The organism is Cyanobium sp. Lug-B (genome assembly GCF_024345635.1).
GTDB lineage: Bacteria > Cyanobacteriota > Cyanobacteriia > PCC-6307 > Cyanobiaceae > Cyanobium > Cyanobium minutissimum.
Genome location: NZ_JAGQBM010000052.1, coordinates 1 through 24325 on the forward strand (window position 1 = coordinate 1; position 24325 = coordinate 24325).

Annotated in this window: 23 protein-coding genes, 1 tRNA gene and 1 pseudogene; 14 read left to right on the plus strand and 11 right to left on the minus strand. The window is 71.1% G+C overall.

The genetic code is table 11. The features are described from left to right. Positions 1-358 (plus strand): adenosylcobinamide-GDP ribazoletransferase (locus tag KBY81_RS12310; RefSeq protein ID WP_254976636.1); only part of this gene is annotated, 358 nt, incomplete at its 5' end. On the opposite strand, the gene KBY81_RS12315 is transcribed toward KBY81_RS12310, so the two are convergent. Then, positions 324-1448, minus strand: coding sequence for a sensor histidine kinase KdpD (locus tag KBY81_RS12315; RefSeq protein WP_254976637.1), 1125 nt, complete (start codon positions 1446-1448; stop codon positions 324-326). The two genes, KBY81_RS12310 and KBY81_RS12315, sit on opposite strands and share 35 nt — an antisense overlap. Positions 1449-1853: 405 nt before the next feature. Between KBY81_RS12315 and KBY81_RS12320 the strand changes: the two genes are divergently transcribed. Continuing rightward, entirely contained in the window at positions 1854-2225 is a 372-nt protein-coding gene (locus tag KBY81_RS12320; RefSeq protein ID WP_106220974.1) for a DUF3155 domain-containing protein, read from the plus strand. Positions 2226-2246: 21 nt separating this feature from the next. On the opposite strand, the gene KBY81_RS12325 is transcribed toward KBY81_RS12320, so the two are convergent. Beyond that, positions 2247-2924 (minus strand): alpha/beta hydrolase, encoded by a 678-nt coding sequence (locus KBY81_RS12325; protein ID WP_254976638.1) that lies wholly within the window; start codon positions 2922-2924, stop codon positions 2247-2249. A 56-nt stretch (positions 2925-2980) separates the two neighbouring features. On the opposite strand from KBY81_RS12325, the gene purH reads away from it, so the two are divergent. Continuing rightward, the gene (gene purH, locus KBY81_RS12330) at positions 2981-4525 is read left to right on the plus strand and encodes a bifunctional phosphoribosylaminoimidazolecarboxamide formyltransferase/IMP cyclohydrolase (protein ID WP_254976639.1); all 1545 of its coding nucleotides are present in this window, start codon (positions 2981-2983) and stop codon (positions 4523-4525) included. 68 nt (positions 4526-4593) lie between these two features. Further along, positions 4594-5070 carry a DUF4079 domain-containing protein gene (locus KBY81_RS12335; RefSeq protein WP_159816794.1) on the plus strand — a complete coding sequence of 159 codons (477 nt, stop codon included), beginning with the start codon at positions 4594-4596 and terminating at the stop codon, positions 5068-5070. A 40-nt stretch (positions 5071-5110) separates the two neighbouring features. Here KBY81_RS12335 and KBY81_RS12340 read toward each other — a convergent pair whose 3' ends face one another. From KBY81_RS12340 to KBY81_RS12350, 3 genes are all read right to left on the minus strand, one after another. Further along, positions 5111-5788 carry a DUF1997 domain-containing protein gene (locus tag KBY81_RS12340; RefSeq protein WP_106220968.1) on the minus strand — a complete coding sequence of 226 codons (678 nt, stop codon included), beginning with the start codon at positions 5786-5788 and terminating at the stop codon, positions 5111-5113. A gap of 154 nt (positions 5789-5942) precedes the next feature. Then, positions 5943-7151, minus strand: coding sequence for a 4-hydroxy-3-methylbut-2-enyl diphosphate reductase (locus KBY81_RS12345; protein WP_106220966.1), 1209 nt, complete (start codon positions 7149-7151; stop codon positions 5943-5945). A gap of 104 nt (positions 7152-7255) precedes the next feature. Further along, the gene (locus tag KBY81_RS12350; protein ID WP_106220964.1) at positions 7256-8707 is read right to left on the minus strand and encodes an ammonium transporter; all 1452 of its coding nucleotides are present in this window, start codon (positions 8705-8707) and stop codon (positions 7256-7258) included. Positions 8708-8969: 262 nt separating this feature from the next. Here KBY81_RS12350 and KBY81_RS12355 point away from each other — a divergent pair, with 262 nt between their 5' ends. Then, positions 8970-9164 (plus strand): DUF4278 domain-containing protein, encoded by a 195-nt coding sequence (locus KBY81_RS12355; protein ID WP_106220962.1) that lies wholly within the window; start codon positions 8970-8972, stop codon positions 9162-9164. Here the strand turns inward: KBY81_RS12355 and sfsA are convergent. Next, positions 9152-9910 carry a DNA/RNA nuclease SfsA gene (sfsA, locus tag KBY81_RS12360; protein WP_106221148.1) on the minus strand — a complete coding sequence of 253 codons (759 nt, stop codon included), beginning with the start codon at positions 9908-9910 and terminating at the stop codon, positions 9152-9154. The two genes, KBY81_RS12355 and sfsA, sit on opposite strands and share 13 nt — an antisense overlap. Positions 9911-9976: 66 nt before the next feature. Here sfsA and murJ point away from each other — a divergent pair, with 66 nt between their 5' ends. Continuing rightward, a complete protein-coding gene (gene murJ / locus KBY81_RS12365; protein WP_106220960.1) occupies positions 9977-11581 on the plus strand; it encodes a murein biosynthesis integral membrane protein MurJ in 1605 nt (534 codons plus the stop codon). On the opposite strand, the gene KBY81_RS12370 is transcribed toward murJ, so the two are convergent. From KBY81_RS12370 to KBY81_RS12380, 3 genes are read right to left on the minus strand one after another with little or no spacing between them, the layout of a single operon-like run. Further along, entirely contained in the window at positions 11578-11835 is a 258-nt protein-coding gene (locus tag KBY81_RS12370) for a hypothetical protein (RefSeq protein ID WP_015109642.1), read from the minus strand. The two genes, murJ and KBY81_RS12370, sit on opposite strands and share 4 nt — an antisense overlap. A 56-nt stretch (positions 11836-11891) precedes the next feature. After that, entirely contained in the window at positions 11892-12179 is a 288-nt protein-coding gene (locus KBY81_RS12375) for a DUF3181 family protein (RefSeq protein ID WP_015109641.1), read from the minus strand. Continuing rightward, positions 12176-12415, minus strand: a complete 240-nt coding sequence (locus KBY81_RS12380; protein ID WP_106220958.1) for a 2TM domain-containing protein — start codon at positions 12413-12415, stop codon at positions 12176-12178. The genes KBY81_RS12375 and KBY81_RS12380 overlap by 4 nt, the downstream gene beginning before the upstream one ends. 116 nt (positions 12416-12531) lie before the next feature. Between KBY81_RS12380 and KBY81_RS12385 the strand changes: the two genes are divergently transcribed. The 7 genes from KBY81_RS12385 to KBY81_RS12415 all read left to right on the plus strand — a co-directional run bounded on the left by KBY81_RS12385 (position 12532) and on the right by KBY81_RS12415 (position 19154). Then, positions 12532-12605 (plus strand) — tRNA-Arg (locus KBY81_RS12385). A gap of 123 nt (positions 12606-12728) precedes the next feature. Beyond that, a complete protein-coding gene (gene glyA, locus KBY81_RS12390) occupies positions 12729-14039 on the plus strand; it encodes a serine hydroxymethyltransferase (protein WP_106220956.1) in 1311 nt (436 codons plus the stop codon). Positions 14040-14097: 58 nt separating this feature from the next. Beyond that, complete coding sequence (locus tag KBY81_RS12395) at positions 14098-15180, plus strand: MraY family glycosyltransferase (protein WP_254976640.1); 1083 nt, start codon at positions 14098-14100, stop codon at positions 15178-15180. Continuing rightward, positions 15177-16451 carry a competence/damage-inducible protein A gene (locus KBY81_RS12400; RefSeq protein ID WP_254976641.1) on the plus strand — a complete coding sequence of 425 codons (1275 nt, stop codon included), beginning with the start codon at positions 15177-15179 and terminating at the stop codon, positions 16449-16451. Before KBY81_RS12395 ends, KBY81_RS12400 begins: the two co-directional genes overlap by 4 nt. 329 nt (positions 16452-16780) lie before the next feature. Further along, positions 16781-17086 carry a DUF2811 domain-containing protein gene (locus KBY81_RS12405; RefSeq protein ID WP_286160964.1) on the plus strand — a complete coding sequence of 102 codons (306 nt, stop codon included), beginning with the start codon at positions 16781-16783 and terminating at the stop codon, positions 17084-17086. Continuing rightward, entirely contained in the window at positions 17083-18525 is a 1443-nt protein-coding gene (gene leuC / locus KBY81_RS12410) for a 3-isopropylmalate dehydratase large subunit (RefSeq protein ID WP_254976642.1), read from the plus strand. Before KBY81_RS12405 ends, leuC begins: the two co-directional genes overlap by 4 nt. Further along, a complete protein-coding gene (locus KBY81_RS12415) occupies positions 18522-19154 on the plus strand; it encodes a 3-isopropylmalate dehydratase small subunit 2 (RefSeq protein ID WP_106220950.1) in 633 nt (210 codons plus the stop codon). The genes leuC and KBY81_RS12415 overlap by 4 nt, the downstream gene beginning before the upstream one ends. Here the strand turns inward: KBY81_RS12415 and KBY81_RS16525 are convergent. Continuing rightward, on the minus strand, positions 19151-22351 hold the full coding sequence (locus KBY81_RS16525) for a DUF3769 domain-containing protein (protein ID WP_315858524.1): 3201 nt from the start codon (positions 22349-22351) through the stop codon (positions 19151-19153). The genes KBY81_RS12415 and KBY81_RS16525 overlap by 4 nt on opposite strands. A gap of 114 nt (positions 22352-22465) precedes the next feature. Further along, on the minus strand, positions 22466-22585 hold the full coding sequence (locus KBY81_RS12425; RefSeq protein WP_015109632.1) for a photosystem II reaction center protein I: 120 nt from the start codon (positions 22583-22585) through the stop codon (positions 22466-22468). A 162-nt stretch (positions 22586-22747) separates the two neighbouring features. Between KBY81_RS12425 and KBY81_RS12430 the strand changes: the two are divergent. Then, positions 22748-24325: pseudogene (locus tag KBY81_RS12430) on the plus strand (alpha-mannosidase); the annotation flags it as partial.

Sequence of the window (24325 nt, forward strand, 5' to 3'; positions counted from 1 at the left end):
GCTGGTGTGGGCCGCGGTCGGCGGGCGGGTGGCGCCCCTGCCCGCCATGGCCTGGTTCCCCTACCTGCGGCCGGGCGGCAGCGCCAGGTTCCATCGCGACCACGGGGCCGGCCTGGCGGTGGAAGTGCGGCCCGCCCTGCTGCTGCTGCCGCCCCTGCTGCTGCTGCCCTGGCCGGGCCTGGCGGCCTGGCCCGTGCCCGCCGGAGTGGTGGCCCTGATTCCGGCCCTGGTGGTGCCCCTGGTCCTGGGCCGGCGCCTCGGCGGCCACAGCGGCGACAGCTACGGGGCCTGCGTGGAGTGGAGCGAATCGCTGGGGCTGCTGTTCATTGCCGCGGTGCTGACGGCCTGGGCAGGCTGAGCCGGAAGGCGTTGCCCTGCTCCGGCAGCGCCCCATCCAGCTTCCGGGGCGGCACCACGAGCGCCAGCTCGCCCCCCAGGCTGCGGGCCAGATCACGGCCGAGGGCCAGGCCCAGGCCGGTGCCGGGCAGGTCCTGCCCCCGGGTTCCCCGCACCCCCCGCCCGAAGATCGCCTCCCGTTCGTCGCCGGCAATGGCCGGCCCCCCGTCCCAGACCGTGAGCTGAAGCCCCCCGGCGTCGCTGGTCCAGTGCAGGCCCACGGCGGCGCCCGGGGGGCTGTAGCGGAAGGCGTTCTCCAGCAGGTTGGCCAGGATCTCCGCCACGGCTCCACTGTCGCCGCTCCAGTCCGGCAGGGTCAGGGGACCGTGCCACTCGCGCCCCTGCAGGGTCGCGGTGGCGGCCGCCCGCTGCAGCAGCGGCTCGAGCGGTCCGGCCAGGGGCTGGCCCTCGGGGCCGCTCAGCAGGGGCGGCAGCAGCAGGGGCTGGGGGGAGACGGGGGCGGCGAGCCGTCCCTCCGGATGGACCAGGGCGCTGATGGCTTCGACATAACGGTTGATCTGGCGCTCCTCGGCCAGCAGGCCCTGCACCAGGGAACGGTCGTTGTGGTCGGGCCCGAGGCGCCGCAGCAGCAGCTGGCCGAAGGTGCGCAGGGCCGTGAGCGGGTTGCGCAGCTGGTGCAGCAGCAGGCCCAGCTGCTCTTCGCGCTCCGCGAGTCGCTGCCGCAGCTCCCCGCCCTCCAGATCCAGCCGCAGGGCCTCGGTGAGGGCCAGGGCCACGGCCTGGAGCCGCTGGGCCAGCGGCTCCGGCCAGGGGTTGCGGGCGGCCTCCACCTGCAGGGCACCGAGCAGGCGCTGGCCGTCCCGCAGGGGCAGCCAGCGCCGCGGCTCCGCCGGCACGCGCAGGCGGCTGACGCTGTCCACCGCCGGCAGGGCCCGCTCGTCCGGGGGCCAGTGGCCGACCGGCAGCAGGGTGGGCTGGCCCGTTTCCCCCTGCTGGGTGACGTAGACCACCAGGGAGCGGACCTCGGGGCAGTCGATGAACTGTCCCAGCTGGAACCCCACCAGGGCCAGAAACCGTTCCGAGACAGGCATCACCGGCTGCGGACCGGATCCGTCCGGAAATTTTTCAGGAAAGGCGTGTCGAAACGCAAAAAAAGTTTTAAGATCTTGGTAACGACCACTACTTCGCGGTCCTCGGACGGGCGGAAAGTTGCAGTCGTAACGGCCAGCGTTGCGCTTTGCCCGCAACCAAGGCTACAGCAGAGGCAGCTGCGCACCGCCTCTGTCCTGGCCATGACCTCCTCCGGGAGCCGGCCGGCGTTACTGACGGTGATCCTCTCCGACCAGCCCCAGGTCGACAGTCGTATGGACGTGGACCCGCCACCTCTGGGTGGTCGGTCCTCCCTTTCGTTCGTCGCCGGCCCCCGCCGCCGTCGCGCGTCTGCAGCCCCCCCCCCCAACTCCACCTTTCGGTCTCCCTTCACCGGGATCCATGCCATGTCCAAGAAGCGCAAGCGGATCAGTCGCCGTCGTCTCGCAGGTCAGCGGGTCCTCGCCCATGTCCCGACCTTCAACCTCGAAACCGGCTCCCACAAACCGGTGACGGCAGCCCGCCGCTACATCGCCGAAACGGAGCTGACGGCTCCGGCGATCCTCAACGTGCGCCGCAACGAGCACACCACCGACCGCTTCTTCTGGGGGGAGAAGGGCCTGTTCAGCGCCCAGTACGCCGAAGAGAACCACTTCCTGTTCCCGTCCCTGCGCCTGATCGTCGACACCATCGGCGAGGAGGTGCTCTTCGAGGGCCTCGAGTCCCTCGCCTCCGACGACTGGGAGGAGATGGAGGAGTACGAGTACGCCTTCGTCTGATTCCCTCCCGGCGGCTTCTGGTCAGCGTCCCTGCCAGCCCCTGACCAGGAACTCCCGCATCGGGGCGATCAGCTCGGCATCGATGCTGTGACCGCCTGGGAAGGCGATCCGTTGCACCGATCCCCCGGCCTCGGCGAGCGATCGCTCCAGAGCCACACTGGCCGCGAACGGCACCACCGGATCCTGCTCGCCATGGGTGAGCAGGATCGCCGTGCGTGGTGTCTGTGGCTGCCAGTCGGGATGGGGGTAGCCGCTGCAGGCCACGAGCCCCGCCAACGGCAGGGGATCGCCGTCGTCCGGGCCGCCGCCGGTGGCCACGTCGATGGCCATGGCCGCCCCCTGGGAGAACCCCAGCAGACAGGTGTGCTCGAGCGGCACCGACGTGCCCAGGGCCAGCAGCCGCTGGCGCAGGGCCCGACGGGCTTCGGGCAGCTGGGGCCACTCGGGCTGCTGCAGGTCGTACCACTGGCGGCCCAGGCCGGCCGGATGGGGCAGGGGGGCCCGCAGGGCCACCACGCTCAGGCCGATGCTGGCCGGATCGGCGCCCAGCAGCACCGGCCCCAGATCGAGCAGGTCATCGGCATCGGCCCCCCAGCCGTGCAGCAGCACCAGCCGGCTGGCGGCCTGGCGCGGGCCGGCGAACAGGGCGGTGCTGTCGTCTTCGCCGGGCGGCAGGTCGGCGAGGGGATCCGTGGGCACGGTGGGGGTCGGCGATTGCTGCGTAGGTTGGCTCCTCCCCCGCCCTTTCCGCCGTCATGGCTCCCACGGCCCTTCTGAGCGTGTCCGACAAGCGGGACCTGGTGCCGCTGGCGGAGGGGCTGCTGGCTCAGGGCTATGGGCTGCTCTCCAGTGGCGGCACGGCCGCGGCCCTGGCCGCCGCCGGCCTGCCGGTGACCAAGGTGGCGGAGCACACCGGCGCCCCGGAGATCCTCGGCGGCCGGGTCAAGACCCTCCATCCCCGCATCCACGGCGGCATCCTGGCCCGCCGGGATGACCCGTCCCACCAGGCTGACCTCGAGGCCCAGGGGATCACCACGATCGATGTGGTGGTGGTCAATCTCTATCCCTTCCGCGCCACCGTGGCCGACCCCGCCGTGAGCTGGGAGACGGCCATCGAGACCATCGACATCGGCGGCCCGGCCATGGTGCGGGCCGCCGCCAAGAACCACGCCGATGTGGCGGTGCTCACCGATCCCGACCAGTACCCGGACTTCCTGGAGGCCCTGGCGGCCGGCCAGGTCGACGCCACCCTGCGGCGCCGGCTGGCCCTGGCGGCCTTCGCCCACACCGCCGCCTACGACGCCGCCATCGCCGCCTGGATCGACGGGCGCCTGGCCGACGGGCCGGGGCAGCCCCTGCGGCTGGAGCTGCCCCTGCGGCAGGTGCTCCGTTACGGCGAGAACCCCCACCAGGGGGCCCGCTGGTTCGGCGAGTCGGGCGTGGGCTGGGGGGCGGCCCGCCAGCTCCAGGGCAAGGAGCTCAGCTACAACAACCTGATCGACCTGGAGGCGGCCCTCACCACGGTGGCGGCCTTCGGCTATGGCCCCGGCGCCGAGCCAGCGGCGGTGGTGATCAAGCACACCAACCCCTGTGGCGTCGCCATCGGCGCCGATACCGCCGACGCCCTGCTGCGGGCCCTCGATGCCGACCGGGTCTCCGCCTTCGGGGGCATCGTCGCCCTCAACGGGCCGGTGGATCTGGCGGCCGCCGAGCACCTGGCGGGGCTGTTCCTGGAATGCGTGGTGGCGCCGTCCTTCGCCGAAGAGGCCCGCCAGAGGCTGGCGGCGAAAGCCAACCTGCGCCTGCTGGAGCTCGACCCCGCCGCCGTGGCCGGGGCCGCCGGAGCCCTGCAGCTGCGCAGCGTGCTGGGGGGGGTGCTGGCCCAGCAGGCCGATGACGGCCCCGCCGATCCCGACAGCTGGGAGGTGGTGAGCGAGCGCCAGCCCAGCGCCCAGGAATGGCGGGATCTGCGCTTCGCCTGGCAGGTGGTGCGCCATGTGCGCTCCAATGCCATCCTGGTGGCCCGGGAGGGCCGCACGCTCGGGGTCGGGGCGGGCCAGATGAACCGGGTGGGCTCGGCCCGGCTGGCCCTGGAGGCGGCCGGTGAGGCCGCCCGGGGGGCCGTGCTGGCCAGCGACGGCTTCTTCCCCTTCGATGACACCGTGCTGCTGGCGGCGGAGCACGGCATCCGGGCGGTGATTCAACCCGGCGGCAGCAAGCGCGACGCCGATTCGATCGCCGCCTGCAACGCCAACGACATGGTGATGGTGATCACCGGCCGTCGTCACTTTCTGCACTGAGGGCACGGAGAAGTTGTAACTTCGATGCACTCGCAGCCGGCCCTGGCCCGGTGGAGTTCCAACGCGTCATGTTCGCCGCCCTTCCCGCTTCGATCGCCTTCGCCCTCAACTTCGCCCACCCCGTGCTGATGTGGGTGCTGCTGGGTCTGGCCGGCTACGCCATGGTCCTGGGGATCAAGGCCAAGAAGACCCGCACAGCCACCGCCGAGGACCGCAAGGAGCTGATCAAGGGGCAGTTCGCCAAACGCCATTTCCAGTTCGGCAGCCTCGTTCTGGCGCTGATGGTGCTGGGCTGCATCGGCGGCATGGCGGTCACCTACATCAACAACGGCAAGTTGTTCGTCAGCCCGCACCTGCTGGTGGGGCTCGGCATGCTCTCGCTGATCGCCCTGGCGGCCTCCCTCTCGCCCCTGATGCAGGCCGGCAACCTGATTGCCCGCAAGGTGCACGTGGGACTCAACATGACCCTGATGACCCTGTTCCTTTGGCAGGCCGTCAGCGGCATGCAGATCGTCAACAAGATCCTCACCGCCCCCGCTCCCTGAGCCCCCGCCCCCTCAGCTCCGCTCACTCAGGGAGGGCGGCTCAGAACTGGGCCCGGCGCCGCGGCGGGCAGGGGATGCCGTGGCTGGCATGGAAGTCCTCCTGCACCTTCCAGGTGAGGCGGCGGGAGATCTGCCGCACGATCTGACGCAGCAGATGGTCGCCGCTGCTCTGGATCAGATGCTCCGGCAGCAGGGAGAGCATGCCGGGCAGACGCAGCCAGACCGCCAGGTCGAGCTGCCAGCGCACCAGGGTGTGCAGCATCACCCCGTCCACCTCCTCATGGGAGACCTCGGAACCGCTGGCCTCGTCGAGGCGCAGGGAGGCCGCGAACTCGACGTCGTAGAGCCCCCTCAGGGCCGCGTCGGAGTCCGGCAGGGGCACGGTGACGATGCGGTAGACCCCGGCGGCCTGGGGGAGCAGTTCGAGGCCGATGGTGGGCTCCACTTCGAAGCCGAAGTTGCCGAAGCGGCCGAGGGTCAGCACATACCCCTGGCTGCCGATGGGCTCCACCGTCATCGGGGCGGCACAACGGCGGAACCAGCCCTCATGGCGGTCGAGGTAGGCGCCCACCACGGTGGCCGGAGCCCGCATCTCCATCAGGTCGGCGAAGGCGCTGGCGTAGCGGCGGATGGCAGGGTCCGCCCTGTCGCGCAGCGGCTCGCTGGGGGTGGCCCCGGTGTCGTCGGGACCCTGGTGCAGGGAGGAGCCTGCCGCCATCGTGGTCTGGGGCGTGCGGTGGGTCAGAGGGGAACGGCCAGAAAGGACGGGGGTTCTGATCTCCCGGGCGGCCCTGGGGGGAGGAAAACCTTTCGTGAATGTAAAGCCACCCGATCGGCCCGGACCCGCGCCGTTGCCGGTCCGGGGTGGGGGTTCACTCCTCGCTGAGGCCCACCAGGCGTTCGATCACGTCCTCCACGACCCGGTCCGGGGTGGAGGCGCCGGAGGTGATGCCCACCCGCACCGGCCCCTCTGGCAGGAAGGGCTCCAGGATCTCGAGCTCACCGCCCAGGGGCTTGTGCTCGATGCGGTTGCCCGGCCCGATGCGCTCGGGGGTGTCGATGTGGAAGGAGCGGATGCCGCGGCTGACGGCGATCTCCTGCAGGTGGGTGGTGTTGGAGGAGTTGTAGCCGCCGATGACCACCATCAGGTCGAGGGGCTCGTCCACCAGGGCGAACATGGCGTCCTGGCGCTCCTGGGTGGCATCGCAGATGGTGTTGAAGGCGAGGAAGTGCTCGTCGAGCTCGGCGGGGCCGTAGCGCTGCATCATGGTGCGCTCGAACAGGCGGCCGATCTCCTCGGTCTCGCTCTTGAGCATGGTGGTCTGGTTGGCGACGCCCACCCGCACCAGATCCCGGTCGGGATCGAAGCCGGGGGAGCAGGCGTTGGCGAAATGGCTCATGAAGGCCTCGCGATCGGTGGCCCCCTGGCCCCGCTCGAGGATGAAGTCGCTGACCATGCGGGCCTCGGCCAGGTCGAGCACCACCAGGTAAGTGCCGGCGAAGGAACTCGTGGCCAGGGTCTCCTCGTGCTTCACCTTGCCGTGGATGATCGAGGTGAAGGCATGCTTCTTGTGCTTCTCGACGGTGTTCCACACCTTCGAGACCCAGGGGCAGGTGGTGTCGACGATGTGGCAGCCCCGCTCGTTGAGCAGCTGCATCTCCTGCACGGTGGCGCCGAAGGCCGGCAGGATCACCACATCCCCGGTGCCCACCTCGGAGAAGTCCTTGACGTCGTCGTCGACCGGGATGAAGCGGACGTCCATCTGGCGCAGATGGGCGTTGACCGAGGGGTTGTGGATGATCTCGTTGGTGATCCAGATCCGCTCGCTGGGGTAGTGGCGGCGCGTTTCGTAGGCCATCGCCACCGCCCGCTCCACGCCCCAGCAGAAGCCGAAGGCCTCCGCCAGGCGGATCTTGAGCCGTCCGCGCTGCAGGACGTGGCCGTTCTCCCGCAGGCTGGCGATCAGGTTGCTCTGGTAGGCCTGCTCGAGGCTGCCCGCGACCTCGTCGCCCAGGCCGAAGCCGCGGCGGTTGTAGCGATCCGAGTGGTGGAGGGAGCGCTTGAAGGCACGGGTGTCCACAGGCAGGTACCGGGTTGTGCCGACTCTATGGGGGTCGGCGGTGGGACGGGCGAAAAAAAACCGCGGCGTGAGCCGCGGTCGGTTGGGGGAGCAGGCCCCGGGAGTCAGTTGGTGGAGGCGACGAAGTCGGGATAGGCCTCCATGCCGTGCTCGCCGATGTCGAGACCCTGCACCTCCTCATGCTCTTCGACGCGGATGCCGCCGGAGACCGCACCGAGCACGCTCCACACGATCCAGGCGGTGATGATCGTGAAGATGGAGAAGACGAAGGACCCCAGGATCTGGATGCCGAGCTGGCTGAAGCCCCCGCCGAGCAGCAGACCCTTGTCGGCGTTGAACAGGCCCACCGCGAGGGTGCCCCAGATGCCGCCGATGCCGTGGACGGAGAAGGCACCCACGGGGTCGTCGATGCCGATCGAATCGACGAAGCTGACGGCGTAGACGACGATGGCGCCGCCGATGAAGCCCACGACCCAGGCGGCCCACATCGGGAAGCCGTCGCAACCGGCGGTGACAGCCACCAGGCCCGCCAGGATGCCGTTGATGGTCATCGTGAGGTCCGGCTTGCCGGAGTGGATCTGGGAGAACAGGGTGCCGGCGATGCCGCCGCCGGCGGCGCCCAGGGTGGTGGTGACGGCGATGTAGGGCACAAGCTCATTCATCGCCAGGACGGAGCCGGGGTTGAAGCCGTACCAGCCGAGCCAGAGGATCAGGCAGCCGAGGGTGGCGATGGCCAGGTTGTGGCCAGGGATGGCCTGGGGCTTGCCGTCGATGTATTTGCCGATGCGGGGGCCGAGGATCATGGCGCCCACAAGGCCGGCCCAGGCGCCGACGGTGTGGACCACGGTGGATCCGGCGAAGTCGATGAAGCCGAGTTTGTTGAGCCAGCCTTCACCCACGTTCCACTGCCAGGAACCGGCGATCGGGTAAAGAACGCCGACCAGCACCAGGGAGAAGATGACGAACTCGTTGAACTTGATGCGTTCGGCCACCAGACCGGAGACGATCGTGGCGGCGGTGCCGGCGAAGGCCACCTGGAAGAGGAAGTCGACGCTGGGAACGAGCTTGCCTTCGGTCACCATCTCGGCGGTGACGGTGGGATCAAAGAAGAACCCGCCGAACTTGAAGACCCCTGGGATGACCCAGGAGGCGTTGTACATGATCTTGTAGCCGATGAACCAGTACGCCGTGGCGGCCAGGGCGAAGACGATCAGGTTCTTGGCCAGGATGTTGACGGCGTTCTTCTGGCGGCAGAGCCCGGCTTCCACCATGGCGAAGCCGGCGTTCATGAAGATCACCAGGAAGGCTGCGATGGACAGCCAGAGGTTGTTGATCAGGAAGGCGGGAGTGAGCTCGGGCAGTTCGGCCGCGTGGGCCGACAGGTTGAACACGCCCAGGATGAACAGGGCCAGAGGCACACAGGCGAACCAGGTGAGGCCGGTCCGGGAGGAGAGACCACGTACCTTGCGCATTAACAGGGCCGGGGCCTCCAGCAGGCTGGCCTCGCTGAGACTTCTCGGCGGTCGAACCTTGTGCGGGTGACTTGAATCGATCATGGGAACGTGGTGAAGAGAACGTTCGACTTCTGACGCCGGAGTAGGCATCAACAAGCTCCGACTATCCATGACGGACACCCGTTCCAATGTCTGATTCGCTACCAAATCAACCGGAGGCCGCCGCGCCCTCCGGCAGGCCGGGACAGGGCCAATCCTTAAAGGATGCAAAGAAATCCTAGAAATGTTCAGAATGGACAGTGCAGAGGCGCTAGAAATGCATCAGGGAAGCCCCAGCGGTCTCCCCGTCTCCGCCTTTGTCCCCATGGCCCGTTCCGCCCTCTGCTACCGCGGTCTCCGCTACGACCACACCCACGACGAGCTCCCCTCGCCCGCCCCGATCGACCACGTCTACCGCGGTCATCACTACGACGCGCCGCTGCGGCACCAGCCGTCCCCGGTGGATGGGGCCCTCGACCTCATCTATCGCGGCACCCACTACCACCATCACCAGGCCTGAGCGGCCAGGCCCAGCCAGGTCACGGCCGCGGCATCAAAGCTGAAGCGGCAGGGCAGCACCTCCACCCCGGCCGCCGCGGCGGCCCGGAACAGTTCCCCGTAGCGGGGGTCGGCGCTGTCCCCCGGCGCGAAGCGCGTCACGTCGCCGCGGCTCAGGCATGGCACCAGCACTGCCCGGGCCCCGGGCACCAGGGCGGTGAGCTCCACCAGGTGCTTCTGGCCCCGTTCGGTGACCGTGTCCGGGAACAGGGCCAGGTCGCCGTCGCTCCAGGTGGTGTTCTTCACCTCCACGTAGATCGGCCGCGGGTCGGCGGCGCCCTCCGCCGGTGTCAGCAGCAGGTCGATCCGGCTGCGGCGCCCCTCGCCGTAGGGCACTTCGGCACGGATGCTGCCGATGGGGCCCAGCCAAGGCTCCAGGCAGCCTGCCTCGATCGTGGCCCGCACCAGCCGGTTGGGCAGGGCCGTGTTGACCCCCACCCAGACCGGGTTGCCGTCGTGGCCGGGCACTTCGGCCTGCTCCCAGGTCCAGGCCAGCTTGCGGCTGGGTGAGGGGTCGTGGCGCAGGCGGACCCGTCCGCCCGGCCGCAGCACCCCGGTCATCGGCCCGGTGTTGGGGCAGTGGGCCGTCACTGTGCGGCCATCGTCCAGTTCCACGTCGGCCAGGAAGCGCTTGTAGCGCTTCAGCAGCACCCCCTCCACCAGCGGACCGGTGGACAGCACGGGCACGGCATCGGTCGCTGGGGCCATGGGGTCGGGTGCCCGGGGGGAGCCGGCCATACTGCCGTGCGTTCCGATGGGCAGTGCCCCGCCGCCATGGCCCGATCCCTGCGCCGCATCGCCCTGATCGTGGGGGCGGCCACGGCCCTGAGCAAGGTGGCCGGCCTGCTGCGCCAGCAGGTGATCGCCGCGGCCTTCGGTGTGGGCGCGGCCTACGACGCCTACAACTACGCCTATGTGCTGCCGGGTTTCCTGCTGATCCTGCTCGGCGGCATCAACGGCCCGTTCCACAGCGCCATGGTCAGCGTGCTGGCCCGGCGGCCGCGCCACGAGGGCGCCCACGTGCTGGCCAGCATCAACACCCTGGTGGGGGCGGGGCTGATTGTCGTCACCCTGCTGCTGCTGGTGGCCGCCGATCCGCTCATCGATCTGGTGGGGCCTGGCCTGGACGCCGAGCGCCATGCCCTGGCCGTGCTGCAGTTGCGCTGGATGGCGCCGATGGCCCTGTTCGCCGGTCTGATCGGCCTCGGCTTCGGCGCCCTCAACGCCGCTGACGTGTTCTGGCTGCCCTCGGTGAGTCCCCTGCTCTCCAGCGTCGCCGTCATCGGCGGCATCGGCCTGCTCTGGTGGCAGCTGGGCAGCACCATCACCCTGCCCGCCACGGCCGTGATCGGCGGGGTGGTGCTGGCCGCCAGCACCACGGTGGGGGCGATCCTGCAGTGGCTGATCCAGCTGCCGGCCCTGGCCAAGGAGGGTCTCAACCGGCTGCAGCTGGTCTGGGACTGGCGCGACCCGGGGGTGCGGGAGGTTCTGCAGGTGATGGGTCCGGCCACCCTCTCCTCCGGCATGCTGCAGATCAACGTGTTCGTGTCCCTGTTCTTCGCCTCGGGGATGCCGGCGGCGGCGGCGGGCCTGGGCTACGCCAACCTGCTGGTGCAGACGCCCCTGGGCCTGCTCTCCAACGTGCTGCTGGTGCCGCTGCTGCCGGTGTTCGCCCGGCTCACGGCGCCGGAGGACCGGCCCGAACTGGTGGCCCGGATCCGCCAGGGCCTGATGCTCTCCAACGCCACGATGCTGCCTTTGGGGGCGCTGATGGTGGCCCTGGCGGTGCCGATCGTGGCCCTGATCTATCAGCGCGGCGCCTTCGACCGCGGCGCGGCCGATCTGGTGGGCCAGCTGCTGATGGCCTACGGCATCGGCATGCCGGCCTACCTGGGCCGCGACGTGCTGGTGCGGGTCTTCTATGCCCTTGGCGACGGCAACACCCCCTTCCGCTGGTCCCTGGCCGGCATCGGCCTCAACGCCGTGTTCTGCTGGGCCTTCACCGGTGGCCCCACGCCGGGCTGGGGGCTCCAGCTGCCCATGCTCAACGCCGGCGCCGCCGGCCTGGTGCTGGCCACCGTGGCGGTGAACCTGATCACCTGCGCCGGTCTGCTGCTGGCCCTGAGCCGCCGGCTGGGGGGCCTGCCGCTGCGGCTCTGGGCCGCCGACAGCGGCAAGCTGCTGCTGGCCGCCCTGGCGGGCGGGGCGGCCTGCTGGTGGCTGTCGCTGGAGGTGGCCTGGCCCCCGGGGCTGGGGGGGCTGCTGCTCCAGAACACCCTCTGTGCCGCCCTGGCGGTGGGCCTCTACGGACTGTTGGCCAGCCTCGCCGGCGTGCCCGAGGCGGGCCAGCTGCTGCGGATGGTGCGCCGCCGGGCCTAGGGAAGCCGCACCTGGCGCTCCTCGCGCACCTGGACCGGAATCTCCAGATGGGATCGGCCGATCATCTGGGGGCCGTCGATGGAGAAGATGCGGGCCTCGATGCCGAAATCGCGGAAGGCGCTCTCCAGCTCCTGGATCAGGGCCTTCTCCACCTGGGCCTCCGCATCGACCACCTTGCCGATCAGACGCCCGCCGAGCCGGCCGATGCGCTGGCGGACCACGTCACGGGCATTGGTGACTTCGATGACCAGCACGACCCGCCTGCGTGGGGCGTCACCCTATCGGTAGAACGGGCGTCTGGCCGCGGGCGTCAGCAAAAGGGTTGCAGCACGTCTTCGAGATCGCGCAGCTGGCCGGCGGGCACCAGGCGGGCCAGGGGCAGGCGCGTCGCCCCGCCGCCGATGGGCACCTGCACCGCCTCCAGCGCCTGGCGCGCGCAGACCTCGGCGCCCTGGTCGAGCCGGGCGGCGCATTCGATCGCCAGGATCTGGGCCAGGCCCGCATCGCCCAGATAGAGGTGCCAGCCGGCCACCTGCACATACAGCCGGTCGGCGATGGCCCGGGTCAGTTCCTCGAGATCGGCGGCGGCAAGCGTCATGGCTGGGTCTCGGGGCGTTGCACCACCACCACGCTGCCATGGACCAGCAGCAGGACGGCCCAGCCGATCGTCAGCCAGCCGAGGTGGGACCAGGGGTGGCGCAGGCCCTGGACGAACCAGAGGCCGCTGTTCACGGCGGCGAACAGGGCGGCATGGAGGGTCAGGTTCACGATCCGCTCGAAGTGCCGATAGGTGGGATCGTCGGGATCGGCGGGGCCGTACCAGCGGATCGGCATGGTGGGGAAGACCGCCGCAGGCGGTGGTTGGGCTCTGCTGCGGACCCTATCGGGCCGGGGGCGGCGGGGGCGTTGTTGACGGATCGGCACCCCGTGGGGTGAGAATGACCGGGCAGGCGCTTGTAGCTCAGCGGATTAGAGCATCTGACTACGGATCAGAGGGTCGGGAGTTCGAATCTCTCCAGGCGCGTTCCTTCCCACACCGCCCCCCGGGGCGGTTTTTTTCTGCCCGCGGGTGCCTCCGGGGCCCGTGGGCCGGGCCCGGCCAGGCCAGCGGCGTTTGCCTACGATCGGTTTCTCACCGAGTAGCCCCATGGCGGACCGAGCGGATCACGGCCCTGCGCACCCAGCTGCGTCCATCGACAGCCCCCTGGCCAGCGGCGATCCGGCCATCGCCGCCCTGATCGAGAAGGAGCTGCGGCGTCAGCAGACCCACCTGGAGCTCATCGCCAGCGAGAACTTCGCCTCCCGGGCGGTGATGGAGGCCCAGGGCTCCGTGCTCACCAACAAATACGCCGAGGGCCTGCCCCACAAGCGCTACTACGGCGGCTGCGAGCACGTCGACATCATCGAGGACCTGGCCATCGCGCGGGCCAAGCAGCTCTTCGGTGCGGCCTGGGCCAACGTCCAGCCCCACAGCGGCGCCCAGGCCAACTTCGCCGTGTTCCTGGCCCTGCTGCAGCCCGGCGACACGATCCTGGGGATGGACCTCTCCCATGGGGGCCACCTCACCCACGGCTCGCCGGTGAACGTGTCGGGCAAGTGGTTCAAGGCCGTCCACTACGGCGTCGACCCCGAGACCCACCAGCTCAACTTCGACACCATCCGCCAGCTGGCCCTCGAGCACCGGCCGAAGCTGATCATCTGCGGCTATTCCGCCTACCCCCGCACGATCGACTTCGCCGCCTTCCGGGCCATCGCCGACGAGGTGGGGGCCTACCTGCTGGCCGACATGGCCCACATCGCCGGCCTGGTGGCCTCGGGCGTGCACCCCAGCCCGGTGCCCCACTGCCACGTCGTCACCACCACCACCCACAAGACTCTGCGGGGCCCCCGGGGCGGGCTGATCCTCTGCAACGACGAGACCTTCGGCCGCCAGTTCGACAAGGCCGTCTTCCCGGGGTCCCAGGGGGGGCCGCTGGAGCACGTCATCGCCGCCAAGGCCGTGGCCTTCGGTGAGGCGCTGCAGCCCAGCTTCCGCACCTACAGCCAGCAGGTGGTGCGCAATGCCCAGGCCCTGGCCGAGCGGATTCAGGAGCGGGGCATCGCCGTGGTCTCCGGCGGCACCGACAACCACCTGGTGCTGCTCGACCTGCGCTCCATCGGCCTGACCGGCAAGCTGGCCGACCGCCTGGTGAGCGACGTCAACATCACCGCCAACAAGAACACGGTGCCCTTCGACCCGGAGTCGCCGTTCGTGACCAGCGGCCTGCGCCTGGGCAGCGCCGCCCTCACCACCCGCGGCTTCGATGCCGAGGCCTTCCGCGAGGTGGCCGACGTCATCGCCGACCGGCTGCTCCACCCGGAGGATGCCGCAGCGGAACTGCGCTGCCGCGAACGGGTGGCCTCCCTCTGTGGCCGCTTCCCCCTCTATGGACGACAACGTGAGCTCCAGCACGCCTGACGGCCCCGTTCACCCGTAACGTGTCGCCTTCAGGACCGCACTCTTCCGGCCCGCCGTTGTGACCCTCGCCTACAGCCCCAACGCGGCGGCCCTGCTCACGGCCACCGCGGCGGCCCTGCTCACGGCGCTGATCGTGCCTGTGGTGCGGAGGCTCGGTCTGCGCTGGGGGCTCGTCGACCCCCCCGACGACCGCAAGCAGCACACCGGCCCCATGGTGCGGCTCGGCGGCATCGGCATCGTGGCCGGCTTCAGCCTCTCGCTGGCCTGCACCTGGACCTTCGGCGGCTTCGCCGACCTGCCGCCGGACAAGGACCAGCTGATCTGGACCACCCTGGCGGGGGCCCTCTGCTTTTTCGTGATCGGCCTGGCGGACGACCTGTTCGCCCTGCCCCCCCTGCCCCGCCTCTGCGGCCAGGTGCTCGTGGCCGCGGCGGTGTGGAACCAGGGGGTGCGCATCGGCAGCATCGACCTGCCCTTCGGCCTGGGCACCTCGGCCGCCGGTCTGCCCCTGCCGGAGGGGCTGAGCCTGCTGGCCACGGTGGTCTGGCTGGTGGGAATCACCAACGCGATCAACTGGCTCGACGGCCTCGACGGGCTGGCAGCGGGGGTGAGCGGCATCGCCGCCGTCGGGCTGCTCTCGGTGAGCTTCAGCCTCAGCCAGCCCGCCGCCGGCCTGCTGGCGGCGGCCCTGGCCGGCAGCTGTCTGGGCTTCCTGCGCCACAACTTCAACCCGGCCCGCATCTTCATGGGGGATGGGGGTTCCTACTTCCTCGGCTTCGCCCTGGCGGCGATCAGCATCGTCGGCCCGGCCAAGCGGCTCACCAGCGTCAGCCTGCTGCTGCCCCTGATGATCCTGTCCCTGCCCCTGGCTGACATGTCGGCGGTGATCATGGGCCGCCTCCGGGCCGGCCGCTCCCCCTTCTACCCGGATCGCCGCCACCTGCACCACCGCCTGCTGCGGGCCGGCTTCAGCCATCGCCGCACCGTGGTCCTGATCTATGCCTTCACCCAGTGGCTGGCGTCCATCGCCCTGGTGCTGGCCAACGCCGAGATGCGCTTCCTCTGGCTGGCGCTGGCCACGGCGGTGCTGATCGCCGTGCTGGTGGTCTGCCGCCGCCAGATGCAGGAGGAGGCCAAGTGAGCGGGGCCCCCGGCGACGCCGGGGTGGAGGTGCTCTGCATCGGCACCGAGCTGCTGCTGGGCAACATCGTCAACGGCAATGCCCGCTGGCTGGCGGAACAGCTGGCGGCCCTCGGGGTGGTGCACCACCGCCAGCAGGTGGTGGGCGACAACCGGGAGCGGCTGATCGAGGCGGTGCGGCAGGCGGCGGGGCGCTGCCGGGTGCTGGTCACCACCGGCGGTCTGGGGCCCACCCCCGATGACCTCACCACCGAGGCGATCGCGGCGGCCTTCGGCGCCGACCTGGTGGAGCACGGCGAGATCTGGGCGGCGATCCAGGCCCGGATCACGGCCCGGGGCCGCACCGTGGCCCCCTCCAACCGCAAGCAGGCCCTGCTGCCGCGGGGGGCCCAGGTGCTGCCGAACCCCACCGGCACGGCGCCCGGGATGATCTGGACCCCGGTGCCGGGGTTCACCGTGCTCACCTTCCCGGGTGTGCCCAGCGAGCTGCGGGCCATGTGGCACGCCACCGCGGCCCCCTGGCTGCGGCAGGCGGGCCTGGCGGGCGGGGTGTTCGCCAGCCGCATGCTGCGCTTCTGGGGGGTAGCCGAGTCCGACCTGGCCGAGCGGGTGCACGACCTGCTGGCCCTGGAGAACCCCACCGTGGCCCCCTACGCCGGTGCCGGGGAGGTGAAGCTGCGGGTCACGGCCCGGGCCGCCGATGCGGCCGCCGCCACCGCCCTGCTGGCCCCGGTGGAGGAGGAACTGCGCCGCCGCACCGGCAGCAGCTGCTTCGGCGCCGACGGCGACAGCCTGGCCTCGGTGGTGCTGGCGGCGCTGCGGCGCCGGGGCGAGACCCTGGCGGTGGCGGAGTCCTGCACCGGCGGGGGCCTCGGGGCCGCCCTGGTGGCGGTGCCGGGGGCGTCGGAGGTGTTCCTCGGTGGGGTGATCGCCTACGCCAACGCCGTCAAGCAGGCGGTGCTGGGGGTGCCGGCGGCGGTGCTCGAGCGCCATGGGGCGGTGAGTGACCCGGTGGCCGTGGCGATGGCGGAGGGGGTGCGCCACCTCACGGGGGCCACCTGGGCCGTGGCGGTGACGGGCATCGCCGGACCCGGCGGCGGCAGCGACGGGAAGCCGGTGGGGCTGGTGCACATCGCCGTGGCCGGGCCCGATGGCTGCCGCAGCGAAGCTGTGCGCTTCGGCAGCGGCCGCGAGCGCGGCTGGATCCAGACGCTGACGGTGGGGGAAAGCCTGAACCGTCTGCGGTTACGGCTGAACACTGGGGCGATCTGAGCCGGCCTGATCGGAACATCTGCTGCCGCGGCCGCCATCGATCACGAATCCTGAGGCATGGACTTTTCCCCCCGGCCTGGCCCTTTTCCCCCGAAAGCAGGGACGTTTTCCACAGGTGGCGGCGGTCGGGCCGAGCTGCCGGAGGGGTCCTGGCTCCCGGCTGCGGGAAAGGCCTCCCCCCCTTGACCATGTCCCCCGGCAGGTACCGCCGCGGCGGCCACCCCCGGGCGGCGGCCGGGAAGCCGCCCCGCGCCGGGATTCTCAGCGGCGGTCCCTTGGGACCGGCCCGGTGTGGGGCGCTTTGACGCGGGGGGCGGCCCCATGGCCTGATGGGGGGGACCGACGACCAGCGCCGCATGAGCCAGATTCCCGACCACGCTCCCCGCACCGTGAGCATCGAGAACCAGATGCCGGAGGACCTGTTCGAGGCGATGCGGGAGTTCATCCGGGTGCACCCCCAGTGGGACCAGTACAGGCTCATGCAGGCCGCCCTCGCCGGTTTCCTGGTCCAGCACGGCAGCCACGACCGCGCCGTGGCCCGCCACTACCTCAACGGCCTGTTCCGCCGGGAGCCCGCACCGGTGGATCACCCTCCTTCTAGGGTGGTTTCTGACCGTTCAGATCCTTCCTCTTGAGCGCCGGCACCCTCTACGACAAGGTCTGGGAGCTGCACCGCGTCGCCGATCTTCCGGGCGGGGCCACCCAGCTGTTCATCGGGCTGCACCTGATCCACGAGGTCACCAGCCCCCAGGCCTTCGCCGCCCTCGATGATCTGGGCCTGTCGGTGCGCCATCCCGAGCGCACGGTCGCCACGGTCGACCACATCGTGCCCACCACCTCCCAGGTGCGTCCGTTCGCCGACCCCCTGGCCGAGGCGATGCTCGCCACCCTGGAGGCCAACTGCGCCCGGCATGGCATCACCCTCCACGGCCTCGGCAGCGGCCGCCAGGGGATCGTGCACGTGATCGCCCCGGAGCTGGGGCTCACCCAGCCCGGCATGACCGTGGCCTGCGGCGATTCCCACACCTCCACCCACGGCGCCTTCGGTGCCATCGCCTTCGGCATCGGCACCAGCCAGGTGCGTGACGTGCTCGCCAGCCAGAGTCTGGCGATGGGCAAGCTCAAGGTGCGCCGGATCCGGGTGGAGGGGACCCTGCAGAGCGGGGTCTACGCCAAGGATCTGGTGCTGCACGTGATCCGCACCCTGGGGGTGAAGGGCGGCGTGGGCTACGCCTACGAGTTCGCCGGCCCGGCCATCGAGGCCCTCTCGATGGAGGAGCGGATGACGCTCTGCAACATGGCCATCGAGGGCGGGGCGCGCTGCGGCTACGTCAACCCCGATGCCGTCACCTTCGCCTATCTCAAGGGGCGGCCCCATGCCCCCGCCGGCGAGGCCTGGGAGCGGGCCGTCGCCTGGTGGAGCGCCCTGGCCTCCGGTCCCGACGCCGTCTTCGACGACGAGGTGGTGTTCGATGCGGCCACGATCGCGCCCACCGTCACCTGGGGCATCACCCCGGGGCAGGCCATCGGCGTCGACGAGGCCGTGCCCACCCTCGAGCAGACCGACAGCGACGAGCGGCCGATCGCCGAGGAGGCCTACCGCTACATGGACCTGCGCCCCGGGGCGCCGATTGAGGGACTGCCGGTGGATGTCTGCTTCATCGGCAGCTGCACCAACGGCCGCCTCAGCGACCTGCGGGCCGCCGCCGCCGTCGCCCGCGGCCGGCAGGTGGCGGCGGGCATCAAGGCCTTCGTGGTGCCGGGCAGTGAGCAGGTGGCGGCCGCCGCCGAGGCCGAGGGGCTCGATGCGGTGTTCCGCGAGGCCGGCTTCGAATGGCGCGAGCCAGGCTGCTCGATGTGCCTGGCCATGAACCCCGACCGGCTGGAGGGGCGCCAGATCAGCGCCAGTTCCAGCAACCGCAACTTCAAGGGGCGCCAGGGTTCCGCCACCGGCCGCACCCTGCTGATGAGCCCGGCCATGGTGGCCGCGGCGGCGGTGAGCGGCCACGTGGCCGACGTGCGCCGCCTGATCGCCACCCCGTCCTCCCCTGAGCCCGCCGCCACCCCAGCATGAGCGCCACCCCCTTCCCGGCCGGACCGATCCAGCAGTGCCAGGGCCGTGCCGTCGTCGTGCCCGGCGACGACATCGACACCGACCGGATCATTCCGGCCCGCTATCTCAAGTGCGTCACCTTTGACGGGCTGGCCGAGGGGGTCTTCGCCGATGACCGCCGCGAGCGGGCCGGCGACCACCCCTTCGATCGGGCCGACAACCAGGGCGCCGCGATCCTGGTGGTCAACCGCAACTTCGGCTGCGGCTCCAGCCGGGAGCACGCCCCCCAGGCGCTGATGCGCTGGGGCATCCGGGCGGTGATCGGCGAGAGCTTCGCGGAGATCTTCTTCGGCAACTGCCTGGCCCTGGGCATCCCCTGCCTCACTGCCGACCATGCCACGGTGCTGGCCCTCCAGGCCGCCATCGCCGCCCATCCCGGTGCCCGGCTGCAGCTCGATCTCGAGCCGCCGCGGGTGGTGCTGGAGGCCGATGGCGAGTGTCTGGAATGGCCCCTGGAGCTGGCCCCCGGCCCGCGTCGCATGCTGGTGAGCGGCGAGTGGAACGGCACGGCCCAGCTCGTGGCCCACGACGCCGAGCTGCGGGCCACCGCCGGCCGGCTCCCCTACCTGGACGGCTTCGTCGCCGCCTAGAAGGGGCGCTGCAGGACCCCCTGGGTGGGGTGATAGGGGATGAAGGGCGTGCCCGGCCCCTGGAAGTTGAAGTCGTTGAGCCGTACGCGGATGCCGCCCAGGCCGTCGTAGGGGCTGTAGTACACGCCGATCTCGTAGGAGCGGCGCTGCCAGCGCAGCTCCAGGTAGGAGCCGGTGACATCGCCGTAGAAGCCGGAGTTGGGATCGACGTTGAAGCCGATACCGCCGCTGAAGACGAGCGGCCCCACGATCTGCTGCGACAGGCCGATGCCGACCGTGCCCAGGTCGACGGCCCGGTCGAAGTTGAGCGGGCTCTGGCCCTGCCGCAGGGTGATGCCCCCGGTGATGGTCAGCTGGGTGTAGTCGAAGAACGGCTTCTCGAAGCGCCCCAGGGTCAGGGTGGGCCCGCCGGAGAGTCCGATCGTGTTCTGGTTGGTGCCGTCACTGAAGTAGGCGGCCACCCCGAGCAGGTTGGCGTTGAAGCGCAGGCCCGGAACGATCGGCACCGGTGAATTGGCCAGCGAGACCACCGGCGGACTGGTGGTGGGCTTGCCGGTCCAGATCGGGTAGGAGAAGTTGAACGAGCCGATGGCGTTGGCGCGCCACACCTGCAGCAGATCGGTGCCGGTGGTCGGGTTGGCCTGGAAGTTGCCGACCCCCATCCGCCAGTAGTAGCTGCGGGCCAGTTTCCCCCAGCTGGGCAGGCTTCCCTGTTGCTCCAGCGAGACGCCGTAGGCGGAGTAGACGTCCTGCTCGCCGAGGGAGCCGTTCCAGGTGCGGAAGCGGTAGGCCCCGAAGAGGCGCATGGTGCTGAAGCCCAGCACGGGCACCTTCACCAGACGGGACAGGTCGCCGAAGCTGCGGGTGCCGTTGGCGAAGTTGTCGGGGTTGAAGGTGGAGATGGAGAGGCGGGCATCGGCGTTGAAGCCGAGCACCGGGCCGGTGAGACGGGCGTCGAAGCCGAAGTAGTCGCCGGTCTTGGCCGGCTGCTCGACGATGTTGGTGGAACCCGGTGGCGATCCCGGCAGCGGGTAGGCGTCGGTGTTGCCGGTGTAGAGGCGCTGGACCATCACCTGCGGCTGCAGGTTGAGGAGCCCCTTCTCGCCGATCTTGATCGGGATGTTGTAACCGAGGAAGAAGCCGTCCCGGTCCTCGCGGTCGTTGCCGATCACGAGGGGATTGCTCACCTCGTCCTGCTTCTGGATGCGGCGCTGGCGCGCCACCCGGATCGGCAGGCGATCCTCCAGGCGCAGCGTGTTGCGGCGCGCCTTCACCAGGGTGTCGCCGTTGGGCAGCAGGGTGATGACCACCTTCTCCGAATCCATCCACGACTGGGCCGGCGTGAACGGGTCGTTGGTGAAGCCCACCCGATCCCCGGAGAGGGTGTTGGGGGTGATCTTGAGGCGCCGGGCCTGGATGCGCCAGCGGCTCACGGTGCCCTTGATCAGCTCCTGGTTGCCTTCGGTGGTCTGGTCCTTGAGCTGCTCGGGGCGGGTGGTGCCGAAGTCGTTGGCCACCTCCGGCGTGGTGAACTCCCGCGGAAAGCCGAAGCGCCGCTCCGCCTTGAGGCTGCGCTCGAAGGTCACGTTCTCGACCCGCTGGGGGATCCGGGCGATGGCCTCGCGGCGCAGCCGTTCCTGATGCCGGGCGTTGCGCCACACCCCGCCCTTGTCCTCCGGCGGTTTGACGGGGGGCGTCGGGGCCGGCTGGCCGCTGGTGCCGGTCCAGCCAGGACCCATCGTCACCTGCTCGAGCTGCTGGGCCAGCCCATCGGGCTGCTCGCTGGCCAGGGGCGGGGCCTCCGGACAACCCTGGGCGGGCGGCACCGGCATCGGCTGGCTGGCGGGCTTGTCGGTGCCGAAGCGGTAGCGCAGGCCCAACAGATAGGCGTTGCTGCCCTCGCTCACACCGCTGAAGGTGCCGTAGGCCCCGGAGCGGTGGTGGATGCGGCCGACGGCCGACCAGCGGGGCGTGACCAGGGCCTCCACCTCGAAGGCCAGGTAGTTGAGCAGGCGCGCCGAGTTCTGGCGGAAGGTCTGCTCGTAGTTGCTCTTGGCGGTGAGGACGCTCAGGCCCTCCACGAAGTAGACGTTGAGCCAGGGCCGCAGCCACAGGCGCAGGCCGAGGCCGCCGGTGAACTCGCCGAAGCTCTGGCCGGGGGTGTCGGAGAAGGGGACGGCCTGGTTGAAGCCACCCCCCGGCTGGGCGCTGGCCCGGTGACCCAGCAGGTTGGCATCGAACTCCAGCGACAGGGGCCCGGCCTGGAAGAGGCGACGCTGCAGGCCGATGCCGCCGAGGTATTCGGGCCGGAAACGGCCGCTGAAGGTGAAGGTGTCGCCGAATTCACCCGCATACATCTGGCCGGCCCAGGTGGTGACGGCCCAGGGGTAGGGATGCCACACGGGCACCGCCGGATAGGAGGGGGTGCAGCTGATCGGCTCCGGCGGCGGCAGGGGCTGGGAGGCCTCGGCCTCGAGGTCGAAGTCCTCCTTGGTGCTGTCGAGATCGATGACGCCATAGACGTCGTCGATCTCCCCCACCCCCTCCAGCAGGGCATAGCGGAGGCGGCTGCCCTGCAGGTACTGCTGGCCGCGCTGGAAGCGCACGTTGCCCACCGCATAGAGGGTGCGGGTGGTGGCCTCGAACTCCAGCCGGTCGGCCAGCAGGCGGCCACCGGCCAGGCGGGCCATGACGCTGCCGGTGGCCACGAAGCGCTGCAGCTGACCGTCATAACCCTGCTGGTTGGCGGTGAGCTCCAGCTCCAGGGGCATGGCGTCGCCGGCCGGTGCGGCCTCCAGACCCAGAACAGGTGCTGGTGGGGCGGCGGGGTCGGCCGGGGTGGGCTCCGCTGCGGGATCGGGCTGGGGCGTGACCGCCAGGGGGCGACGCCTCGGGGACGGAGGCGCAACGGCGGGTGCCGGATCGGCGGGGGCCTCGACGCCGGCCTGGGGATCGGCGCCAGGCGCGACCTGGGGCTCGTCGTCGAAGGGATCCGGGGTGGCAGCGGCGCCGGGGGTGGCGGGCGCCGCCGAAGGGAGCTGGGCCTGGGCGGCCTGAAGCCTGGAGGGTGCGTCCGGCCGTGCCTGGGCCGGTGCGGCCGTCAGCGTCAGCCCAGCGGAGATGCCCAGCCACAGGACCAGCCCGGGGGTCAGGCCTGCAGGGGCCTGGGGACGTCCCGAGCGGGGATGGAGCACCACAGGCAGCGCATGAGCGGCAAGAACGCGGCCGATCCTGCCATGGGAGTTCGGGGGCGTCCCCCGCGGCGGTCCGGTTGTCCGGACGGGTGGCGGGCGGAGCCGCCGCCGAAGGGGTCAGTCCTCCAGGTCCTTGCGGCTGGGGGAACGGGTGGGATCGCTGGCCAGGAAGCCGAAGACGAAGATCCCGATGAAGAAGAAGACGACGGAGTAAACCGAGATCTTGAGAGCGAGCATGGTCTGTCCGGCGGGTGACAGGGAGTGACAGGCGCCGGTACGGGTCTCGATGACCCCTCGGCAGCCGCATCATCTTATGGGTGGTGGTTGGCCATCCAGGCTGTCCGATGCCGTTTGGCGGGGGCAACCGGCTCCGATTGAAACGTTTCGGTCACGTTCCCCATGCCCCGGCCCCTGGATCTCCAACCCCTCTGGCAGGCCGACCAGCCCGGGGGCGGAAGCGGTCCGGCGCTGGGGGGGGAGTGGGGGCTGCGGCATCGCCCCGACTGGGCGGCCCGGGGCCTGATCATCTGGCCGCGGGGCGGCCAGTGGTGCCGTCTGCGCCTGCGCTGCCCGTGCCCGGAGGGCTGGGTCCCCCTGGCGGCGGGGGCCCGGGCGCGACTGGCGCTGCGCTGGTGGGCCGACAGCGCCGAGCTGTGGGTGGATGGCCAGCGCATCCACAGCGGCGATCTGTTCGACACCGCCTGCCGCTGGCCCCTGCCCGAGCGCTGGTGGCGGGGGGAGGCCCTGGACCTGGAGCTGCGGCTGCGCAGCCCCCTGCACGACGACGGCGCCCTGATCAGCAGCCGCATCGAGCTGGAGCCCCTGGATCCGGCCGATCCCCTCGGCCTGCTGGCGGCCACCGCCGCCGAGCTGCGGGAGCTGCGCCGTGAGCACCGCCGCGACGGGGCGCCGGGGGAGGGGGTGCTCCAGGTGCTGGGCCACGCCCACCTCGATCTGGCCTGGCTGTGGCCGGTGGCCGACACCTGGCAGGCGGCGGAGCGCACCTTCGCCTCCGCCCTCGATCTGATGGAGCGCTTCGAGACGCTCCACTTCGGCCACTCCACGCCGGCCCTCTATGCCTGGCTGGAGCGGCACCGCCCGGCCCTGTTCGCCCGCGTCCGCCGGGCGATGCAGGCGGGTCGCTTCGAGCCGCTCAACGGCCCGTGGGTGGAGAGCGACTGCGTGCTGCTCTCCACCACCTCGCTGCTGCGCCAGTTCCAGGAGGGCCAGGCCTACAGCCTGCGCACGTTCCCGGAGTGGAGCCACCGGCTGGCCTGGCTGCCGGACAGCTTCGGCTTCGCCGCCGGCCTGCCGGCGCTGGCGGCCGCCACCGGGGTGCGCTGGTTCTGCACCCACAAGCTGGCCTGGAACGCCACCAACCCCTTCCCCCACCGGCTGTTCCGCTGGCGCAGCCGCTGCGGCGCGGAGGTGCTGGCCCTGATGACGGCGCCGATCGGCACCGACGGCGACCCGGTGGCGATGGAGCGTTACCGGCTGCAGTGGCAGCGGGCGAGCGGCTGCGCCGACGCCCTCTGGCTGCCCGGGGTCGGCGACCACGGCGGCGGCCCGACCGCCGAGATGCTGGAGCAGCTGGCGCTCTGGCAGGACCAGCCGGCGGCGGCCGGCCAGCGCCACGGCACCCTGCGCGCCTATCTGGAGCCGTTGGAATCGCTGGCGGGGCAGCTGCCGGTCTGGCGCGACGAGCTCTACCTGGAGCTGCACCGCGGCTGCCCCACCAGCCGGCCCGACCAGAAGCGCCACAACCGCAGCCTGGAGCGGCTGCTGCGGGAGGCGGATCTGGCCGCGGCGCTGTTCGGCCGGCCGGCACCGGCCGCTGCCGACGACTGGCGCACCCTGCTGTTCCAGCAGTTCCACGACATCCTGCCGGGCACGGCGATCCCGGAGGTGTTCGAGCAGGCCGAGCCCCAGTGGCGGGGCGCCCGCCGCCGGGCCGCCCGCCGGCGCGACCGGACCCTG